The organism is Lysinibacillus sp. UBA6686, from assembly GCF_002455205.1.
In the GTDB taxonomy this organism is placed as follows: domain Bacteria; phylum Bacillota; class Bacilli; order Bacillales_A; family Planococcaceae; genus Lysinibacillus; species Lysinibacillus pakistanensis.
The window spans coordinates 9,063-26,130 of sequence record NZ_DKJS01000075.1; the positions used below are offsets into that span (position 1 = coordinate 9,063).

Annotated in this window: 20 protein-coding genes; 11 read left to right on the plus strand and 9 right to left on the minus strand. The window is 34.4% G+C overall.

Annotated elements, in window-relative coordinates; genetic code table 11:
- Positions 1 to 557: 557 nt before the first annotated feature.
- Entirely contained in the window at positions 558 to 794 is a 237-nt protein-coding gene (locus B2R82_RS19895; RefSeq protein WP_286926607.1) for a hypothetical protein, read from the minus strand.
- 102 nt (positions 795 to 896) lie between these two features.
- The gene (locus tag B2R82_RS19900) at positions 897 to 1,406 is read right to left on the minus strand and encodes a DUF3231 family protein (protein WP_054771493.1); all 510 of its coding nucleotides are present in this window, start codon (positions 1,404 to 1,406) and stop codon (positions 897 to 899) included.
- A gap of 324 nt (positions 1,407 to 1,730) precedes the next feature.
- Here B2R82_RS19900 and B2R82_RS19905 point away from each other — a divergent pair, with 324 nt between their 5' ends.
- The 6 genes from B2R82_RS19905 to thrS all read left to right on the plus strand — a co-directional run bounded on the left by B2R82_RS19905 (position 1,731) and on the right by thrS (position 6,983).
- Entirely contained in the window at positions 1,731 to 2,129 is a 399-nt protein-coding gene (locus B2R82_RS19905; protein WP_286926608.1) for a MarR family winged helix-turn-helix transcriptional regulator, read from the plus strand.
- Positions 2,129 to 2,476 carry a DUF3147 family protein gene (locus B2R82_RS19910; RefSeq protein ID WP_286926609.1) on the plus strand — a complete coding sequence of 116 codons (348 nt, stop codon included), beginning with the start codon at positions 2,129 to 2,131 and terminating at the stop codon, positions 2,474 to 2,476. The genes B2R82_RS19905 and B2R82_RS19910 overlap by 1 nt, the downstream gene beginning before the upstream one ends.
- A gap of 14 nt (positions 2,477 to 2,490) precedes the next feature.
- Positions 2,491 to 2,976: a GNAT family N-acetyltransferase gene (locus B2R82_RS19915; protein ID WP_286926610.1), complete on the plus strand. Its 486-nt coding sequence runs from the start codon at positions 2,491 to 2,493 to the stop codon at positions 2,974 to 2,976.
- A 115-nt stretch (positions 2,977 to 3,091) separates the two neighbouring features.
- The gene (locus tag B2R82_RS19920; RefSeq protein ID WP_286926611.1) at positions 3,092 to 3,556 is read left to right on the plus strand and encodes a hypothetical protein; all 465 of its coding nucleotides are present in this window, start codon (positions 3,092 to 3,094) and stop codon (positions 3,554 to 3,556) included.
- Positions 3,557 to 3,750: 194 nt separating this feature from the next.
- Positions 3,751 to 4,566, plus strand: a complete 816-nt coding sequence (locus B2R82_RS19925; RefSeq protein ID WP_286926612.1) for a lipid II flippase Amj family protein — start codon at positions 3,751 to 3,753, stop codon at positions 4,564 to 4,566.
- A 500-nt stretch (positions 4,567 to 5,066) separates the two neighbouring features.
- Positions 5,067 to 6,983: a threonine--tRNA ligase gene (thrS, locus tag B2R82_RS19930; RefSeq protein ID WP_286926613.1), complete on the plus strand. Its 1,917-nt coding sequence runs from the start codon at positions 5,067 to 5,069 to the stop codon at positions 6,981 to 6,983.
- 229 nt (positions 6,984 to 7,212) lie between these two features.
- On the opposite strand, the gene B2R82_RS19935 is transcribed toward thrS, so the two are convergent.
- From B2R82_RS19935 to B2R82_RS19945, 3 genes are all read right to left on the minus strand, one after another.
- On the minus strand, positions 7,213 to 7,686 hold the full coding sequence (locus B2R82_RS19935) for a hypothetical protein (RefSeq protein WP_286926614.1): 474 nt from the start codon (positions 7,684 to 7,686) through the stop codon (positions 7,213 to 7,215).
- 135 nt (positions 7,687 to 7,821) lie between these two features.
- Positions 7,822 to 7,992, minus strand: coding sequence for an aspartyl-phosphate phosphatase Spo0E family protein (locus B2R82_RS19940; RefSeq protein WP_054771497.1), 171 nt, complete (start codon positions 7,990 to 7,992; stop codon positions 7,822 to 7,824).
- A gap of 672 nt (positions 7,993 to 8,664) precedes the next feature.
- The gene (locus tag B2R82_RS19945) at positions 8,665 to 9,213 is read right to left on the minus strand and encodes a GNAT family N-acetyltransferase (RefSeq protein ID WP_286926615.1); all 549 of its coding nucleotides are present in this window, start codon (positions 9,211 to 9,213) and stop codon (positions 8,665 to 8,667) included.
- Between the two features lie 279 nt (positions 9,214 to 9,492).
- Here B2R82_RS19945 and B2R82_RS19950 point away from each other — a divergent pair, with 279 nt between their 5' ends.
- The 3 genes from B2R82_RS19950 to B2R82_RS19960 are packed head-to-tail and all read left to right on the plus strand — an operon-like array spanning position 9,493 to position 11,001.
- Complete coding sequence (locus B2R82_RS19950) at positions 9,493 to 10,083, plus strand: SMI1/KNR4 family protein (protein WP_286926616.1); 591 nt, start codon at positions 9,493 to 9,495, stop codon at positions 10,081 to 10,083.
- Positions 10,084 to 10,093: 10 nt separating this feature from the next.
- On the plus strand, positions 10,094 to 10,573 hold the full coding sequence (locus tag B2R82_RS19955; RefSeq protein ID WP_376781241.1) for a GNAT family N-acetyltransferase: 480 nt from the start codon (positions 10,094 to 10,096) through the stop codon (positions 10,571 to 10,573).
- A gap of 5 nt (positions 10,574 to 10,578) precedes the next feature.
- Complete coding sequence (locus tag B2R82_RS19960) at positions 10,579 to 11,001, plus strand: GNAT family N-acetyltransferase (RefSeq protein WP_286926619.1); 423 nt, start codon at positions 10,579 to 10,581, stop codon at positions 10,999 to 11,001.
- A 52-nt stretch (positions 11,002 to 11,053) separates the two neighbouring features.
- On the opposite strand, the gene B2R82_RS19965 is transcribed toward B2R82_RS19960, so the two are convergent.
- Entirely contained in the window at positions 11,054 to 11,791 is a 738-nt protein-coding gene (locus B2R82_RS19965; protein ID WP_286926620.1) for a class I SAM-dependent methyltransferase, read from the minus strand.
- Positions 11,792 to 12,131: 340 nt separating this feature from the next.
- Between B2R82_RS19965 and ccsB the strand changes: the two genes are divergently transcribed.
- Both ccsB and B2R82_RS19975 read left to right on the plus strand, forming a co-directional pair.
- Positions 12,132 to 13,286, plus strand: a complete 1,155-nt coding sequence (ccsB, locus tag B2R82_RS19970) for a c-type cytochrome biogenesis protein CcsB (RefSeq protein WP_286926707.1) — start codon at positions 12,132 to 12,134, stop codon at positions 13,284 to 13,286.
- A gap of 11 nt (positions 13,287 to 13,297) precedes the next feature.
- On the plus strand, positions 13,298 to 13,726 hold the full coding sequence (locus B2R82_RS19975) for a hypothetical protein (RefSeq protein ID WP_286926622.1): 429 nt from the start codon (positions 13,298 to 13,300) through the stop codon (positions 13,724 to 13,726).
- Positions 13,727 to 13,798: 72 nt separating this feature from the next.
- Here the strand turns inward: B2R82_RS19975 and B2R82_RS19980 are convergent, their stop codons facing one another.
- The 3 genes from B2R82_RS19980 to B2R82_RS19990 all read right to left on the minus strand — a co-directional run bounded on the left by B2R82_RS19980 (position 13,799) and on the right by B2R82_RS19990 (position 17,047).
- Entirely contained in the window at positions 13,799 to 13,999 is a 201-nt protein-coding gene (locus B2R82_RS19980) for a cold-shock protein (RefSeq protein WP_054771532.1), read from the minus strand.
- A gap of 236 nt (positions 14,000 to 14,235) precedes the next feature.
- Positions 14,236 to 14,862: a response regulator transcription factor gene (locus tag B2R82_RS19985; RefSeq protein ID WP_286926624.1), complete on the minus strand. Its 627-nt coding sequence runs from the start codon at positions 14,860 to 14,862 to the stop codon at positions 14,236 to 14,238.
- Complete coding sequence (locus B2R82_RS19990; protein ID WP_286926626.1) at positions 14,855 to 17,047, minus strand: sensor histidine kinase; 2,193 nt, start codon at positions 17,045 to 17,047, stop codon at positions 14,855 to 14,857. The genes B2R82_RS19985 and B2R82_RS19990 overlap by 8 nt, the downstream gene beginning before the upstream one ends.
- Positions 17,048 to 17,068 lie beyond the last annotated feature (21 nt).

A 17,068-nucleotide genomic window follows, 5' to 3' on the forward strand; every position in this document is an offset into this window, starting at 1 on the left:
TAATTTGATTAACATCCGTCTCATTTCCAAATTCTACATTCATTGCATTTGGAATTTTTGCGTTAAAGTTTTGATTGTTGTTTGCCATTGAAAATCACCTCCTGCAATTAGTTTGTACAGAAGGTGCTTTAGTATCCGTAAATTTTTTAACCAAATTTTTTTAGTATCTTTTTTGATTAGAAAAAATTTGAATCACTCGGGTAGTAGAAATTCAAGTAAATCAGGAGGTACTATCTTAACATCATTTATATTCTGTAATATAGTTCATTGCCTTTTAAAATAAAAAACAGCTGCGGCCAACCAATATATAAAGTGCGAGCGATTCACTCAATATTATAATAACATTAAAAAATTATCGTCATTTACAAGTGCACAATAATGAAAGCGAACATGGATTTAGAAGATAGGGGGGTATATATCATGATCACTCCCTATGGAAAGGAATTGTCTTTGAAATTAAAATAAATAAATAGCTGGGATGAAAGTTGCCCTAACCAATAAGGAGTGCGTCAAGTTAAACAAAGCCAATGTAAACGAAAAACAAAAGTAAGATACTTTTAAAACATTCCTCTAAAAAACTCATAAAATCCCATGTTCATTGGGATAGCCCAGATAAAGAAACCTAATAGGGCAATGAGGAATAGAAGACTTTTATAGATTTTATAAGGCAGAATTTTACTGAAGATAGCTGCATAAATCCCGACACAAACAAATGGTACAACAATTAGTAAAATCATTGATGGGATGAAATAAAGCAGACGTACTCCGATAGGAAACCAAGAAAATATATCCATTTTTGATACCTACATTCTAAGTAAATAAACCTGCAAATCAAAATAGGATGAAAAAAATCCCCAGTTTATCTGGGGAGACGGTTTGTCAGGTTTTAATTAATATTATTTTTCAGGATAAACTACATGCATTGGTGGTGGAACTAACCAACCTTTCGTTTTATTAAGACGTAACAATTTTGCACCAAGTTGTGCTTTACCTGTGTGAAATTGTGCGTACATTAGTGCAATATCCTCTCTAGTTGACATACCCATAACTTGGCTACATGTTACTAATCCAGCCGCAAGGTCACCAGTTAGGGCAGCGCTAATTTCAGGATCATTAAATCTTGCACCAGGAGGTATATCTTCAATTCGTGCTACTGGTCTCTCTGGTGGTGCAGGTGGTAAAGCAACCCCGTTAGTTTTTAAAATCTTTTCTAACTGTTTTGTTTCTTCTCTGCAAGTGTCGATGATATCTTCGATTACTTTTCTTAAATCTTCATCACCTGCATGATTATAAAACGTTTGATAGCCAGCAATAAAGCCATAATTTACTGTAAGATGTGTCCAAATACTAAATACTTCTCCGTAATGTAATGGCTCATCTTTTGGATTTCCACTAAGTATGCCCATGCTTGTACATCCTCTCTTTTTTAAATTCTTGTTAAACATGGATAGTATGAGTGAAATAAGAAAAATAATTCATTTGATAAAGTGAAACAGATATATTTGTGAAAATTTTTCGGTAACTCATAGATAATTCTTGATAATTTTACATAATTGGGGCGATAAATTATCCGAGTTAAAGTGAAAGGAGCTGTCAACAGATAAAAAATACTTTGATTAACTAAAAAAATCTGAAAATATAAACTTTATGTCATTTGAATTGAATCACTTTATATATATCGTTATATACGATATAATCGTTCTAAACGATATATTGAAAGAGGTTATTCAATGATACAGGATATAAATAATTATTTTACAACTATTTTTTATCATCTACATACAACACATGAAGATGTCATTTCCCATCAAAGCGTACGAATTTTACAGATGATTCAAAAGGAAGATGAAGTTACTGTTCGGGATATCGCAGAATTACTGAATATTTCTCAGAATACAGCCTCCGAGCATATTAAAAAACTGGAACGGAATGGCTGGGTGAAGAAAGAAAGAGCTGTTGATGATCAACGCAAAGTCATGCTTCATCTAACTGCAGAGGGGCTTGTGATTGTCAAAAAAAATACCGAATTAGATGATCATAAACTTCAACATGCGTTACATCGATTATCAGAAGAAGAACGACAAATCATTTTACAGGCATTTCATTTATTAAGCGAGGTGTCGAAATAATGTACACGTTTGTTAAAATTCTTAGCTCTGCAGCTATTATTGGAATCGTTACCGAGGTAGCCAGAAGATTTCCTACGTATGGTGGTATTATTGCCGCACTACCTCTTGTTAGTATTTTAAGTATTATATGGCTAACAGTACAAAGTGAATCGAGCGAACATATTCAGCGTTTTACAGTTGGTGTGATCGTTGGACTACCAGCTACGATGGTGATGCTCTTTGTGATATACATGGCGATGAAATCGTCCATTCATATTGTGTTTGCCATTGGATTAGGCGTTGTTTCATGGGTCCTATTTTTGGGCATCCAAAAAGCAATAGCTGGTGTATTTCATATTTCGATTTAGTGAGGAGTTAAAAAATGACAATTCTCTCGATTCAACAATTACCCCAAAAAGAAGTATCGCAGTTTTTTAAGGAACATTGGGGAACGACAGAAATGGTTATATCTAGTGGTATTTATGACTGTAGCAAACTAGATGGCTTTGCATACGTAGAGGCCCAACAGAAGATAACGGGTCTTGTGACATATATTTTACGTGGAGAAGAGTGTGAAATTATTTCCCTAGATAGTACTGTGGAGGGTAAAGGTATTGGTTCTTCACTTGTCCGAGCTGTAGAACAACAGGCTTTTGCAAATAACTGTACAAAGATCACTATTATCACAACGAATGATAATTTACATGCATTAAAATTTTATCAAAAACGCGGCTATTTTTTAGTAGAAATTCTACAAAATGCTGTCGCACAAGCAAGACTTTATAAGCCTGAAATTCCTCTTGTCGGTAATGACGGTATTCCAATACGGGATGAAATAAGACTACAAAAACAATCTGTCTCTTACTAAGGCAGATTGTTTTTATCTTCNNTACAATTATGCCAAGGCGAAATTGATATTCAAGGTTTTCCAGTAGAGAATTTATCGTTATACTTGATTGGGAAACAGGAAAGTGAGGAAAAAAATGAAAAAAGTTCTATTTGTTTTTTTATTTAGCATACTTGTGGTGGGAGCGGTATTCATCATTTATGTAAAAAGTAATCCGCCACTTGCAATTAGTGCTTATACAAGTCTTAAAGATAATCCAACGGTCAAAATAATTGAACTAGAGAATAAAGGATTACAGGAAATACAGCTTCAGCAAGTCCTTATTAACGATAAAATACCTGAAAAGATAGAGCTTGTTGTCAGTAAGTCTGCACCGTTTGAAGCAGAGATGGAAATGGAGAATGATCCGAACATTACATTTTATAAATTAGGGCAAATTACTATTTTTCCTAGTCAATTTATAGATCGTCAGGCAATAGGAAAGCAGCCTCAGCATTATGCTGTGAGAATGGAGGCAGCTGATATGAAAATGATAACGATAAAGTATACATATTTAAAAATTCCATTTACGCTAAAGGCTGCATTGCAAACAAATAAATAGTAATATTGTCCAAGTGCTTTTATCAATGTGCTCTTTACTCCTGACTGCTATAAGGGTAAATCAATGAGCACATTCACTCTTCGGGTTGATGATAACGGAACATATTGCAGTGGATTTCGTAAAATATGAAGAGAGGGGCAACACAAAATACAAACATGTGAATCGATTAATTATTGAAAAGAAGGGTAAGAAACTTGGACATTTTAACTGAAAAATTGATTGTTATCGCATTATTTATACTTGTTATTCATTCGATTGAAACATTGGCCTATGCAGTTAGATTGTCAGGTGCCAGGGTAAAATTATTAGCATCAGCCCTATCCTTATTTAATGTTATGGTTATGGTATCTAGACTGGCTAATATGATGCAGCAGCCCTTTACAGGTAGCTTAATAGATACCGCACCAGGGGTAAACACGCTAGCCTTCGTTGAGCAGCAATTCCGAGTCATAATTGGCTTTGCTTCACTAGGTACATTAGTAGGTATATTACTTTTACCTACATTTGTGGCTCTATTTTCAAGAGCTATTATCCATTTATCGGAGGAAAGGGGCTCTATTCCAGCACTATTCAAGAAAAGCTTGAAAATGGGGTATATCAAAAGAGGCTTTAAGCATATACATATGCCAAGTTTTGCATACTTGAAAGGGATTAGTTGGCGCGATATTCCCTTTAAATTATTCATTATCAATGTACTAATTACTGCGATCTATACAATTGGGGTTCTGTCTGCTCTATACGCAGCACTTCTTGCTCCTGAAAGACATGCAACGGCTATGATGTCATCTGGACTAATTAATGGTGTGGCAACAATCCTATTAATTATTTTTATTGACCCTAAGATTTCCATTCTTGCAGATGATGTTATCAATCAAAGAGGCAGTTATTTGAGCCTTAAACGAGCTTCTGTGATGATGATGGGTTCAAGATTATTAGGAACAATTTTGGCACAGCTCCTATTTATCCCAGGGGCAAAATATGTCGCATGGTTTACCCAATTTATGACATAGTTGATTTAGTATACTAACATAATGATTAAGTGAACTCAGAAGGCAATTAGGATTCACTGAAAAAATAATTTATGGAAAAGAAGGGGAATAATCAAAGACAGGACTATTCTTTACCACTTGCTACAAGGATTTGAAAAAGTTTTTCAAATATTGACAAGTTATACAATGTTGGATTATAGTAGTTAACAATTTCATCAAACTATGAAATTGGCGATGATAAGGACACGAGCGTTGATAGCGATTCACAGAGAGGGAGGCATTTGCTGAAAGCTTCCTAATGCAGCAATCAAATCTTACTACCTTTGAGCCGTGCTTGGAAACTTGCACCGTTATTGCAACGTTACTGCAAATCAATGAGCCACTAGCAAAGTTAGTGGGAATTTGGGTGGAACCACGGGTAATGAACACATACTCGTCCCTTTTATGGGGCGGATATGTGTTTTTTTATTTTTTAATCAGTGTCTTTTAGAACCTGATTATTCAAAAAAGGAGCAGAGAATATGTCAAATCAAGTTATTAACATTCAATTTCCAGATGGTCAACAGCAAGTATTTACAAAGGGTGTAACACTAACCGAAATTGCACAAACAATAAGCCCAGCTTTACGTAAAAAAGCAATTGCAGGGAGTGCTAACGGAACCATCATTGATTTGACGCGCCCAATTGTGGAAGATACACAAATTGCCCTCTATGATGCAAGCTCGAACGAAGGGATTAACGTAATTCGTCATTCAACAGCTCATTTATTAGCTCAAGCAGTGAAGCGTCTGTACCCTGATGCCCACTTTGGCATCGGACCTGTTATTGACAATGGGTTTTATTATGATATCGATCTAGCCCATCCTCTTGTGCCAGCTGATTTAATACAAATCGAAAAAATGATGAAGAAAATTGTACAAGAAAATAGTTCAGTAATGCGAAGAGAGGTTACACGCAAAGAGGCACAGCAGCTCTTTGCCCATGATGCGTTAAAGCTAGAGCTATTAGCGGATATACCCGAGCATGAAAAAGTGACAGTTTATGAGCAGGGAGAATTTTATGATTTATGTCGTGGGCCACATGTACCTTCTACAGGTAAATTACAGCATTTTAAATTAATGCATGTTTCTGGCGCATATTGGCGTGGTGATAGTAAAAATCAGATGCTTCAGCGTATTTATGGTATAGCGTTTGCCTCAAAAGAAGAATTAGCACAATACTTTGTTTTTTTAGAAGAAGCAGAGAAGCGAAATCATCGTAAGTTAGGAAAAGAACTAGAATTATTTATGTTTTCAGAGGAAGCACCAGGTATGCCGTTTTATTTAGCAAATGGTCAAATCATTCGCAATGAACTAGAATCGTATTTACGACAGTTGCAAGCGAAATATGATTATCATGAGGTACGGACACCATTAATGATGAATCAACGCCTTTGGGAGCAGTCGGGACACTGGGATCACTATAAAGACAATATGTATTTTACACATGTAGATGACCAAAGCTTCGCACTAAAGCCCATGAATTGTCCCGGTCACATGCTGATTTTTAAAAATGACTTACATTCATATAGAGACTTACCAATTCGTATGGCTGAATTTGGTCAAGTACACCGGCATGAATTTAGTGGTGCATTAAATGGACTTTTACGAGTGCGTACTTTTTGCCAGGATGATGCTCATATTTTTGTCACACCTCAACAAATCGAGAAAGAAATTGCACTGGCTCTAAAAATTATTGATGAGGTATATAAGGTTTTTGGCTTTCAGTACGATATTGAATTATCTACACGTCCTGCAGATTTTATGGGTGATTTGGAGCTATGGGATCAAGCCGAAGAAGCACTAGAAATCGTTCTTAATCATTTAGGCTTGCCATTTACAATCAATGAAGGCGATGGTGCGTTCTATGGACCGAAGATTGATATTCATATTAAAGATGCTATTCATCGCAGTCACCAATGTGCAACAGTTCAACTTGATTTCCAACTACCTGAGAAATTTGATTTAACGTATATCAACGAGCAAAATGAAAAAGTAAGACCAGTTGTTATTCATCGGGCTGTATTTGGCTCTATTGATCGCTTTTTGGGGATATTAATTGAACATTTTGGAGGGGTGTTCCCTACATGGCTTGCACCCAAGCAGGTACAGATTATTGGTGTAGCAGATCAACACCAAGAATATGTCCAGCAAGTAGTGGAGGCTTTACAAAAGGATCAAATTCGTGTCGGTATCGATAATCGTTCAGAAAAGCTTGGTAAGAAAATCCGTGAGGCTCAAATGAAAAAAATACCGTATATTTTAGTACTTGGTGACCGCGAAAAGGATCAACAGTATGTTACTATTCGTAAACACGGTGAACAATCCTTACATGAAATGCCATTGTTACAATTTATGGACAATATCAAAAAAGAGATAAAGCAAAAAGCAATTTTGTAAAGTCTATACCTTAAAGGTGTAGCTCGACTTCTAGGCACTTTATTATGAATTAAATCAATTACTGTGCTTAGAGTCGAGCTAACTTATGATCGAGGGTAATTTTAAGCGAGAAAATTTGAATTTTTTGTTAAAACATTTACATAATTTACTTGGAAAATCCATTATTTCATCATATTTGCTACTATTTCTTAATTTTTAAGCATACAATAAAATATGACGAGTATTTAAACTATGGAACAATACGATTGTGTGGATTGTAAAGGCTGTTTCCTAATAAGATGGTTTGTGTCTCAGCGTCAATGATAAAATATTTATGATAGGTTTCCTGTTCAGTTTGTCTAAAGGATGCTAAAAAATATACTTGCCGATTGGGATGAATAAAAGTATGTTGAGTGAGGTCCATTTTTTTACCTATTAAATTTGTTTTTAAATGAAATGTTTCTATAGCCTTCGGTATGTCTTTAAAGGCTATCTTTTGACGAATGTTCAAGCTAGCATCAGAATATTCCTCATAAAGTGCTGAATTAATTTGTTGATAAAAATCGCCCTCATTTTGAAATGACTGGTACTGATTATTTGGATACTTATAGGAAGTAGCTACAATAGGTGTACAAAGTGTAGTTGCTGTGTTTTCTACTGAATGCTGAGGCTGCTGTAGTAAAAAGCTTGAAACTAACATCAAGGACATAAACAATACCTGCATCATTTAGCCTCCTTTTATAAATTAGATTTCCCAATTACTTGTTATGTATACGTATCATGACAATAACATCAGGATTTGGATTGAACTTTATAAAAGGAACCTAATACAGGTTTAAAACAGAAGTGATAATGCTGGTTAGGAAACTTGCGCCTGTTTTGAATATCTATTTAGTAATATATCCAATTCTTGACTACAATCTACAACAATAGGATGGGTGAAACCTAAATCCTTTGCCTTTCTATACATTCTTCTTCTCTTCATTTCGATTTTCACCCTCAAGAATTGTTTAAGCGATAATTGTACCAAGATACTTTCCTCCTAAATTTTTTCTCCATTTTCCTGTCATAAAATTCATATGACCTCGATTCAACTTTCTCATTGTATACCACATAAAATAAAAAATATGTCATATTGTGTTTAGTAATCTAAATTCGTAATTTAGTCATAGAAGAGCTTCTTAATTCGGAGAAGGGGTTGGAATACTAAATTTTCAGGTTGAATCTTTTCGCCTATTTTAATTTACTTTAATTGTAATATGCATAAAGTTTAATACCTTGAATCCAAAGATATCAAGGCTGGCTACGTTTAGCTTTTAAAAAAAAATGTAGATTTCATTTAACTAAATTTGTATCTTTTTTACTATTGCAATTACGAGTCGCTATAGTAATACTTTCCATTCAAATTTCTCGAATTTCGTATCTTGTCGCAATTTATCAAATAAACCTTTTTGCTGAGGAAATTATCAATTATTCGGATAAATGTTGGAAATTTTCGAAAATTAGAGTAATAGGAAGGAATATATTTGAAGAGAATTCGTGTGATCCACTTTTTTATTACTAGAAAAGGCTAAAGGTGAACGGATTATAGTGACTATAGTCTTCAAGGAAGAAAATCAATAATGATATAGATCTTAAAGGAAAGAACGCATCAAAATATGTAAACGCCCACACTGTTTGATGTGGGCGTTTATTACTTATCTTAATGAGTCCATTCTTCTCGTAATAGACCATATAATACTAAATCATAAAACTTACCGAATCGGAAAATCTCATTTCTTAAAATACCTTCTTGTGAAAAGCCACATTTTTCATAGGATCGAATAGCTGCTGTATTAAAGCTGAAAACCTGTAGTTTAATTTTATTGATAGCAATATAGTTAAAAATAAAATCAATAAGGGTTTTCATAGCATCAGTTCCAAATCCTTTACCCTGCCATTGTTCACCAATTGAAATCCCTACAAAGCATGTACTGTTTTGCCAATTAATTGAAAAAACGGCACATGTACCAATAAGCTCATTTGTAGATTTTTCAAATATGCCAAAGAAAAAATCTTCTTTCTTTGCACTAATACTTTGGAAGAATGAAGAATGATCCTCAAAGGTTTTGGGAAAGGGGATTTCGTCATTAGCAAATAATAACGACTTTTTTTCACCTTCAATTTTGACAAATGCTTCTAAGTCAGACGAGGTCATTTGCTGTAAAGTAATTGCTTGACCTGTAAGAAAGTTTTTCATGTAATGATCCATTTGTGTTCTCCCTTGTTCAAGGACTGCAGTTAGAATGACATCCCTTGATTGATTAGTTGAATAACCAAAACGTCTACTGCTCTTACCGCACTCATTGGCACAACTCCTTCTTATTTGAATACTTTTATAGTAGCATTTTTGGGGAATAGTAGAAATAAAAAAAGGATTTCAAATAATCAATAGTTCAAATTTCTGATGGTGTTTACAAATAGAGTATTTTACAATGGTTTAAAAGAAAATTCCAAATTATTACGAACATAACGAAAAGAGGGCAATTTAATGCGTTTCCATACACCATATTTTAATGGCTTGATGACCTATTTACCTGAAGAGGAGCAAAACCAACTACAACAAGCAAAAGGGGCAACAGATTCTCAAATTCAAGCCTTATTAGATCTATTTCCTAGTTGTCCAGAATCATTGATTAAACTACTACAGGATATTAATGGAACCTATTATTGTAAGCATGGAGAAGCAACGATTTGTGTCCTAGTATTAGGCTCAGATCTAGGTGAATATCCATATTATTTAAAGTCTATTGAGCAAATGATAAAAGATAGCCAAGTAGTGAATAGTGAAAGTATTTATGAACGTTATCAGGACTTTTTAGAGTATGTTGAAGTGGATGATAGAATTCAGGTGCATATACCATTAAATAAACATTTATGCTTTGCGGATTGTATGAATAATGGTGGCACTTCAAGCTTATATATAGATTTTTATCCAAATGATGGCGGACAGGTGGGACAGATCGTTCGATATGTTCATGATCCAGATAGCTATGAGGTTATTGCACCGTCCTTTGACGACTATTTACAACAGTTAATAGAAGGAGGGTTTGAATTTACAGCAATCTATGAGGAGGAATAGGAGGGAGGCTATCTTTATGAGATTAAAATTTTATGAGACGTGTGATAATCACTTAATTGAGAGATATACGATTACACCAGAGCAGCTACGGTTTACGAAGTCCCCAAAAGAAAGTATTGAGCTAGCAAAACAGGACAAAAATCGTCATGCCATATTGGTGCTTGCAGAAGATAAGCTAGTTACTTTCTTTGTTCTCCATGAAAAAGATGGGGTAAAGCCATATTCAACAAATAAAGCTGCCTTGTTAATTCGCTCCTTTTCTACGGATTATCATGAGCAAGGGAAAGGCTATGCAAAAGCAACATTACAGCTCTTACCAGACTTTGTTCAGGAGCATTTTCCTCATATTAATGAGTTGGTGCTAGGTGTTAATGTCCCAAATATATCTGCACAGGCACTTTATACTAAATGTGGTTTTGTTGATGAGGGAAGGCAAGTACTAGGATTTAATGATGAGCTTATCGTAATGAGTTATTATATCGAGAGGTGAAACGAATGTCATTAGTAATGAACGCAAGGATAGAGCAATTGGATGAAATATGTGCGATAGATCGAGAAGTCCTAGGTGATTTTTCAAGAAGTAAACAGATCAGGCTAGCCATTCAGGAAAAACGCTGTATCATCAAGCAAAATGAACATGGGATTGCGGGTTTTCTAATATTTACAAATGATTTTTTTGAACATAGCTTTATCAGCTTAGTAATAGTAAAGAATTCAGAACGGAGAAGGGGAGTTGCAGCCTCTTTAATAGAAGCTTATGTAGAAATAGCTATCACGCCAAAGATTTTTTCTTCCACTAATCAATCAAATACGGCTATGCATCAAGTATTTGAGAAGACAGGCTTTATAAAAAGTGGCATTATTGAGAATTTGGACGAGGGGGATCCAGAAATTATATATGTAAAATTAAGTACATAAAGTATGAAAGGTCTCGAAGAAAAATTTCTGCGAGACCTCCAAATTTTTTTGATTATTTTTTTGCTCGAATAACTAAAAAGGAAGGGCGACGAAGTTCTTTTTCTAGAGAGGGAAGTTTCTCTACTGCTTCTAAATCAGGAAGCGGCTCTAACAGTTTTTCAATAGTGAAGCCATGTGCAATTAATGAATTGATGATCGTAGAGATACATCGGTGATATTTAACTACACCATCCACAAACCAAGTTTGCTCACGTAAGCCCTCATCCTGATAATTATCGATTGCATAATGATTTCTATTGCCGTTAGCATCATAAATCCAATTATCCACCATTGTTTTCCTAGCTGTTGCAATGGGATGTTCTACGGAAAAAATAAAGATGCCATTTGAACGAAGTATGCTTGCAATTTTCCCGATCACCGCATCAAAATTTTCAATGTAATGCAAGGAAAGGGAGCTTGTAATACAATCAAAGCTTTCTGGAGCTACATGATAATCTTCAATTGCATACAATCCATAGTCGATCTTAGGGTGAGCATATTCACGTCGTGCGATAGCCAGCATATTTCTAGAGACATCAATGGCAGTAACATGTTTTGCTTGGTTTTCAATACAATAATATGCGAATTCTCCCATTCCACAGCCAATATCAAGCATCTGTAAATTCTGTAGATTCGGCAGTAAGGATTTTATCGCGGGTTGCTCCAGTAAATTATTATAATTATAAGGTGTTTGACGTAACGCTTGATAGTGACGGAAAAATTCAGGATTGTCATAAATATTTTGTTTCATGTAAAGCCTCCACTTTTTTACATAACGTTATGTAATATTTGCGCATATTCATTGTCTCATAGCTATGAAATTAGAAATAGACTTTTTATTCTATTTTTAGTAAGATGTAGGTAGAGGCATGTCAACTTTAATAATTTCAACTACCATCTATTTACATATGAATAGATGGTTTATTTTTTTCTAATTTTGCGACATAAATTTGTAACAATTTGCAAAAATTAAAATATTTTGATGGCATATGTTGGCACTTCTTTTTATGAATGACGTTCTTTTTATTGGGAGCAGTATTACCGTTTCCTAAAAAAGACGTTGGGGGATTTTTAAAGTGAGTACAGAAACATTGTTAAACCTAAGCAGTAATTCATTGTTCATTGCCTTTATTTTATTGCTAATTGCTATTTTACCGATTGGACTAGCCGTAAAATCGAAAAGAAAAATGTTTGGCAAAGTCGGATTACTACTAACCTATAGTGCCTTTACTTTACAATTAGTTTATTTTATTTTAAGGTGGATTGCTGTAGATCATGCACCAGTAAGTAATATGTATGAGTTTATGACGTTTTTTGGCATCATGCTTACTGGAAGCTATTTGATTATTCATTTGCTGTATAAACAAATCGTAGTGGGCTTGTTTACTATTCCAGTTTCCTTAATTATTCTTGGCTATGGAAGCGTTTTTACAAAGGAGGTTTCACCGCTTGTACCATCTCTACAAAGTCATTGGCTAACAATTCATGTGATGACCGTGGCCTTTTCAAGTGCTATCTTATCAATTTCGTTTGCAACAGGAATTATCTATTTATTAAGAACATTAGACGTTACAAAGAAATCAATTAGTACCTTTGCTTTAGAATTTGTTATGTATTGTCTTATTGTTGTAATAGGCTTTATTGGTGTGTCTACATACTTCAATCTCACATCAGATACTGTGAAGGTTCATTTTGAAAATTCGCAAGGAAAAGAAGAAACTGCCGATTATACAATGATGCCACTTATTGTCAATGACGCTGCTTTAACCACTGATGGAGAACAAATAGGTGTTTTACAGATCACAAACAAGATTGATGCGAAGAAATTAAACTCTATTGTATGGGCATTTCTAGTGGGAACGATACTATATGTGGTACTTATACTAATGGCAAGAAGGCCATTAATCGTTTTATTAAAGCCATTAACAAATCGCGTACAACCAGCTTTAATGGATGAAATTACATATCGAGCTGTGGTCATAGGCTTTCCATTGTTTGCTCTAGGAGGGCTATTATTCGCCATGATTTGGGCACAAATTGCTTGGAGTAGATACTGGGGCTGGGATCCTAAAGAAGTATGGGCACTCATTACATTTTTATTTTATGCAGCCTTCCTTCATTTTCGACTATCAAAAGGGTGGGAGGGTGAAAAAACAGCTTGGTTAGCAATTATTGGTTTTGGCATTATCGTCTTCAATCAAGTATTTGTAAATCTAGTGATTGCTGGTCTACATTCGTATGCATAAGGGGCTGAGAAATGAGTTATTTTCTTAAGCTAAATCTAGTGAGTATATATTATGGACTAATGTTCTTTATTTCGATTGAATTACAGGTGAATTATTATCGAATGTTAAGGCTTACTGGATGGGAAGGGCAACAGATTGATATTTTTTTATTTCTGATACAAGCAATCAGTTGGATAGCAGGGAGTGTTATTCTGTATAAACTAACAGCTAAATGGCTTGCTCGTCGCCGTTTAGTGTATGTAACAACTATTCTTTGGCTGCCATATTCAATCATCTTTACCTTTCTATTTGCAAGTATTTTTCCAATCACCAATCAAGGCGATTCACCAGCACCTGTGCAAGGATTTATCCTTTTTGCAATGATCTTTTCATTTCCGTTTTATATTGCTATTTTAAATTTCCTGTGTCGTTTTTTTAGTGCCGATAATGCACAGGGGTAATAACATAAAAAAAGAGACATCCAAACCAAGGATGTCTCTTGAATTTTTGCATTTAAATGCTAAAGCTTACCATTAAATCTTTACAACATTAGTTGCTTGTGGTCCACGGTTTCCTTCTTCTACGCCGAATTCCACTTTTTGACCTTCTTCTAAAGTTTTAAAGCCATCCGATTGAATAGCAGAAAAATGTACAAATACATCATTTCCGCCTTCAACTGCGATAAAGCCAAACCCTTTTTCTGCGTTAAACCATTTTACTGTACCTTGTGTCATGTGAACACCCTCCCAAAAAAATTCAACAATCATATTCCTTCCATCGCTTGCAAAGAATCACGTACTCAAAAGCTCGTATTATCCTTTTGAATACGTGATTTTAATGGCATTAAAGAAGTAATGTAATTATTATTTTCATTATATAACAGTTTTATACATTTATCCAGTATATTCCGTTTTTGGAGAGAAAAAATTTACATTTATAGAAAATAGATAAACTTTATGTTGACTTTTCGCTAGTCAATCCACGCTTTCTCTTTCGCTACAATTACTGCCTCCGCTCTTGATTCTACATTCAGCTTAACAAATAATTTAGATAAATAGTTTTCAACTGTTCTCTGTGTTACGCCAATGGCAGAAGCAATGGCTTTATTCGTACAGCCCTGTGCGACAAGCTGTAAAATTTCTTGTTCTTTGTCACTCAGTAAAACTTCCTGATGTCTATTTGGCATATTCATGCGCTGCTGAACGAAATCCAAAAAATCTGCTGATAGTAGAATTTCACCTCTTAACGCAGCTAGAATGGTTTGTATCACTTGCTCTTTAGTGGCTAACTTTGAGAGTAGACCGTCAATTTTTTTCTCTACCAGTAATTCGTAATAATCGGAAAGCTCGTATCCTGTATACAGTAAGATGATGGATTCGGGATGTTTTTTCTTAATCATTTCAGAAAGCTGAATACCATTAATTGGTTTCATATTAATATCGATTAAAAATAATTGAAAAACTTGAGCATCCATTCTTGCTAATACCGCTTCACAATTCTGCTCTGTGTCTATATTAACATCCGTTAAATCCTGTAGTAATGTTTTCGTACCATCTAAAACGACAGGATGGTCATCTACAATAAGAATATTAATCATACGAATCCCCGTCCTCTTGAATTTGAATATATATATGCATTCCTTCATTATGGCTGGAGGCAATGTTGATCTCACCATTAAATGCACGAACACGCTCACGAATACCGTTTATACCCATGGAAGCTGATGATTGCATTAAATCTTCGATATTACAGCCAATGCCATTATCATCGTAATGTAGGATAAAACCATGTTGAATGGCTTGTAACTTTAATGATACCTCAGTGGCCTCAGCATGCTTTATCGCATTATTTAACAGTTCTTGTACTAGACGATAAACAACTAAATGTAAGGTGACGTCCTGAAATTGGACACGTTCTATATGTGCATTTAATAAAAAATCTGCCCGAATTTTGACCTTTTGTATTAATTTTTTTAAAGCCATTTGTAATCCAAATGTGTCAAGTAAAGGAGGGCTTAGATTCTCGCAATATTCCCGTAAATCTTTTGTAGCATTCAGCAATTGCTCTCGAATATCTAATACCTTTTCTTTTTTTATAACTGATGTTCCAGCAAGCACATCTAACTCTCTCGCTAAATGAAGCTGTTCCTGTAAAATGGTGTCATGTAATTCTTGCGCTAAAATACTTTTTTCTTTTTCAATAATATTCCACAATAATTTATCGAGCCAAGGTAGCTGTGTATCATTGGCATCCTGTATTTGTTGGATTTCTTGCACTAAATCTTCAATAAGCTTCAGATTATCAATAAACATGGAGACATAAAGTGAAAGTAACTCAAGCCAAAGTAGCTCTTCCTTTTGCAGGGAGTGTCTTATTTTTAAAACGACCTTTTCTTCACCAGCATCGTGTAGCAACAGTTGAATCGTGCCCATTTTTTCAATAATTTCACCGCGAACGAATGGTACAACTTCTGTTTCGGTAGTAATCAAAAAGGCTGTTGTACCAAGTTTTTCGGTAATTTCATATTTGAATTGTTTTAATAATTCTTGTTGATTTTTTGCTTTTCCCATTCTGTTAACTGCAGCATATAAATTATGTACATAATTACCAGTGGATGAAAAAATAATTTTTCGGTATTTAAAATCAAGCTGCTCTTTTATATAGAAGCTTGCTATGATAACGAGAAAAATAAGTATAAAGATACTTGTCAATGTAACAAGTGAAATATCCTTTAAAAATACTAAGGCTATGCTTGAAGTCAGTATTATGGCACTAAAAAAAGCAAGGGTAGAATAATACCGAAATCGAGATAATTGGTATTCAATATCGAATAGTCGCTCATTCACTTGAATGAAAATAAAGGAAAATGGAATAAATAATAAAAATAGCGCAGCAAACTCCGCATGTAAAATTGGTTCGTGCCCCAAAATTTCTGGTATTACGAAAAAAAGTAAAAAAGGTAAGAATGGTGTAATAAAGGCAATAGCAATTAGCCTGATTTTTGCTAGTTTTGTTCGTAAATAACTTGTAAGTAATATATAGATAGCATAAAGGACAAGTCCAACAAATAGACCTAAAATAAAAGAGGCAGTTAATTCTCTCAAACCTCGATCAAATAGTGCATAGACATAAGAACAAAGAACCGCAAGTGGAAAAACATAAAGCCATTTCGTATCAAGATATCGCCATTCTATATGTAAGTAACGGAAATACAATTGTAAAAAGTGAATTAAAAGTACTAAACATAAAATGATACCTATCCCTATTACTAGCATACCAATAAGATCTCCTCTAGCGGAAGCACCTGTACTAATATAAGCTAAAGAGCAGGTTAATAAAAATAGTGTTAACAGTTTCGTTTTTTCATCTTTTCTATTATTCTTCCATAAATAGAAAGAAACCCCTAAGGAGAGTAAGAAATAAAATATTGGAAAAATAATTTGCAAAAATAATTCCTCAGGTATATCTTGATGCTGAATTGTTATGGAATGAACAACGCCACTAGGCTTAATAAACGTTAACTCTTTGGCACTTCTTGCGACAGAGTAATATTGAATGGAACTATTCTCCTGTGCAGGTTTCCCATCAAATGTTAGTAAAATATCACCTTTTTCAAGATTATGTTGCTGTGCCCAATCAGGATAATAGAGATCAGCAATAACTAGTTGCCCACTAGATGCGTCTACCAAAATACCAATAAAAGGTACCTTAATTGTTACTGCAAGTACATAAATTCCTAGTACTAAATATGCAATGAAAATACTATATGTCCATTTAATCATCTAACTCTCTCATTTATTTTC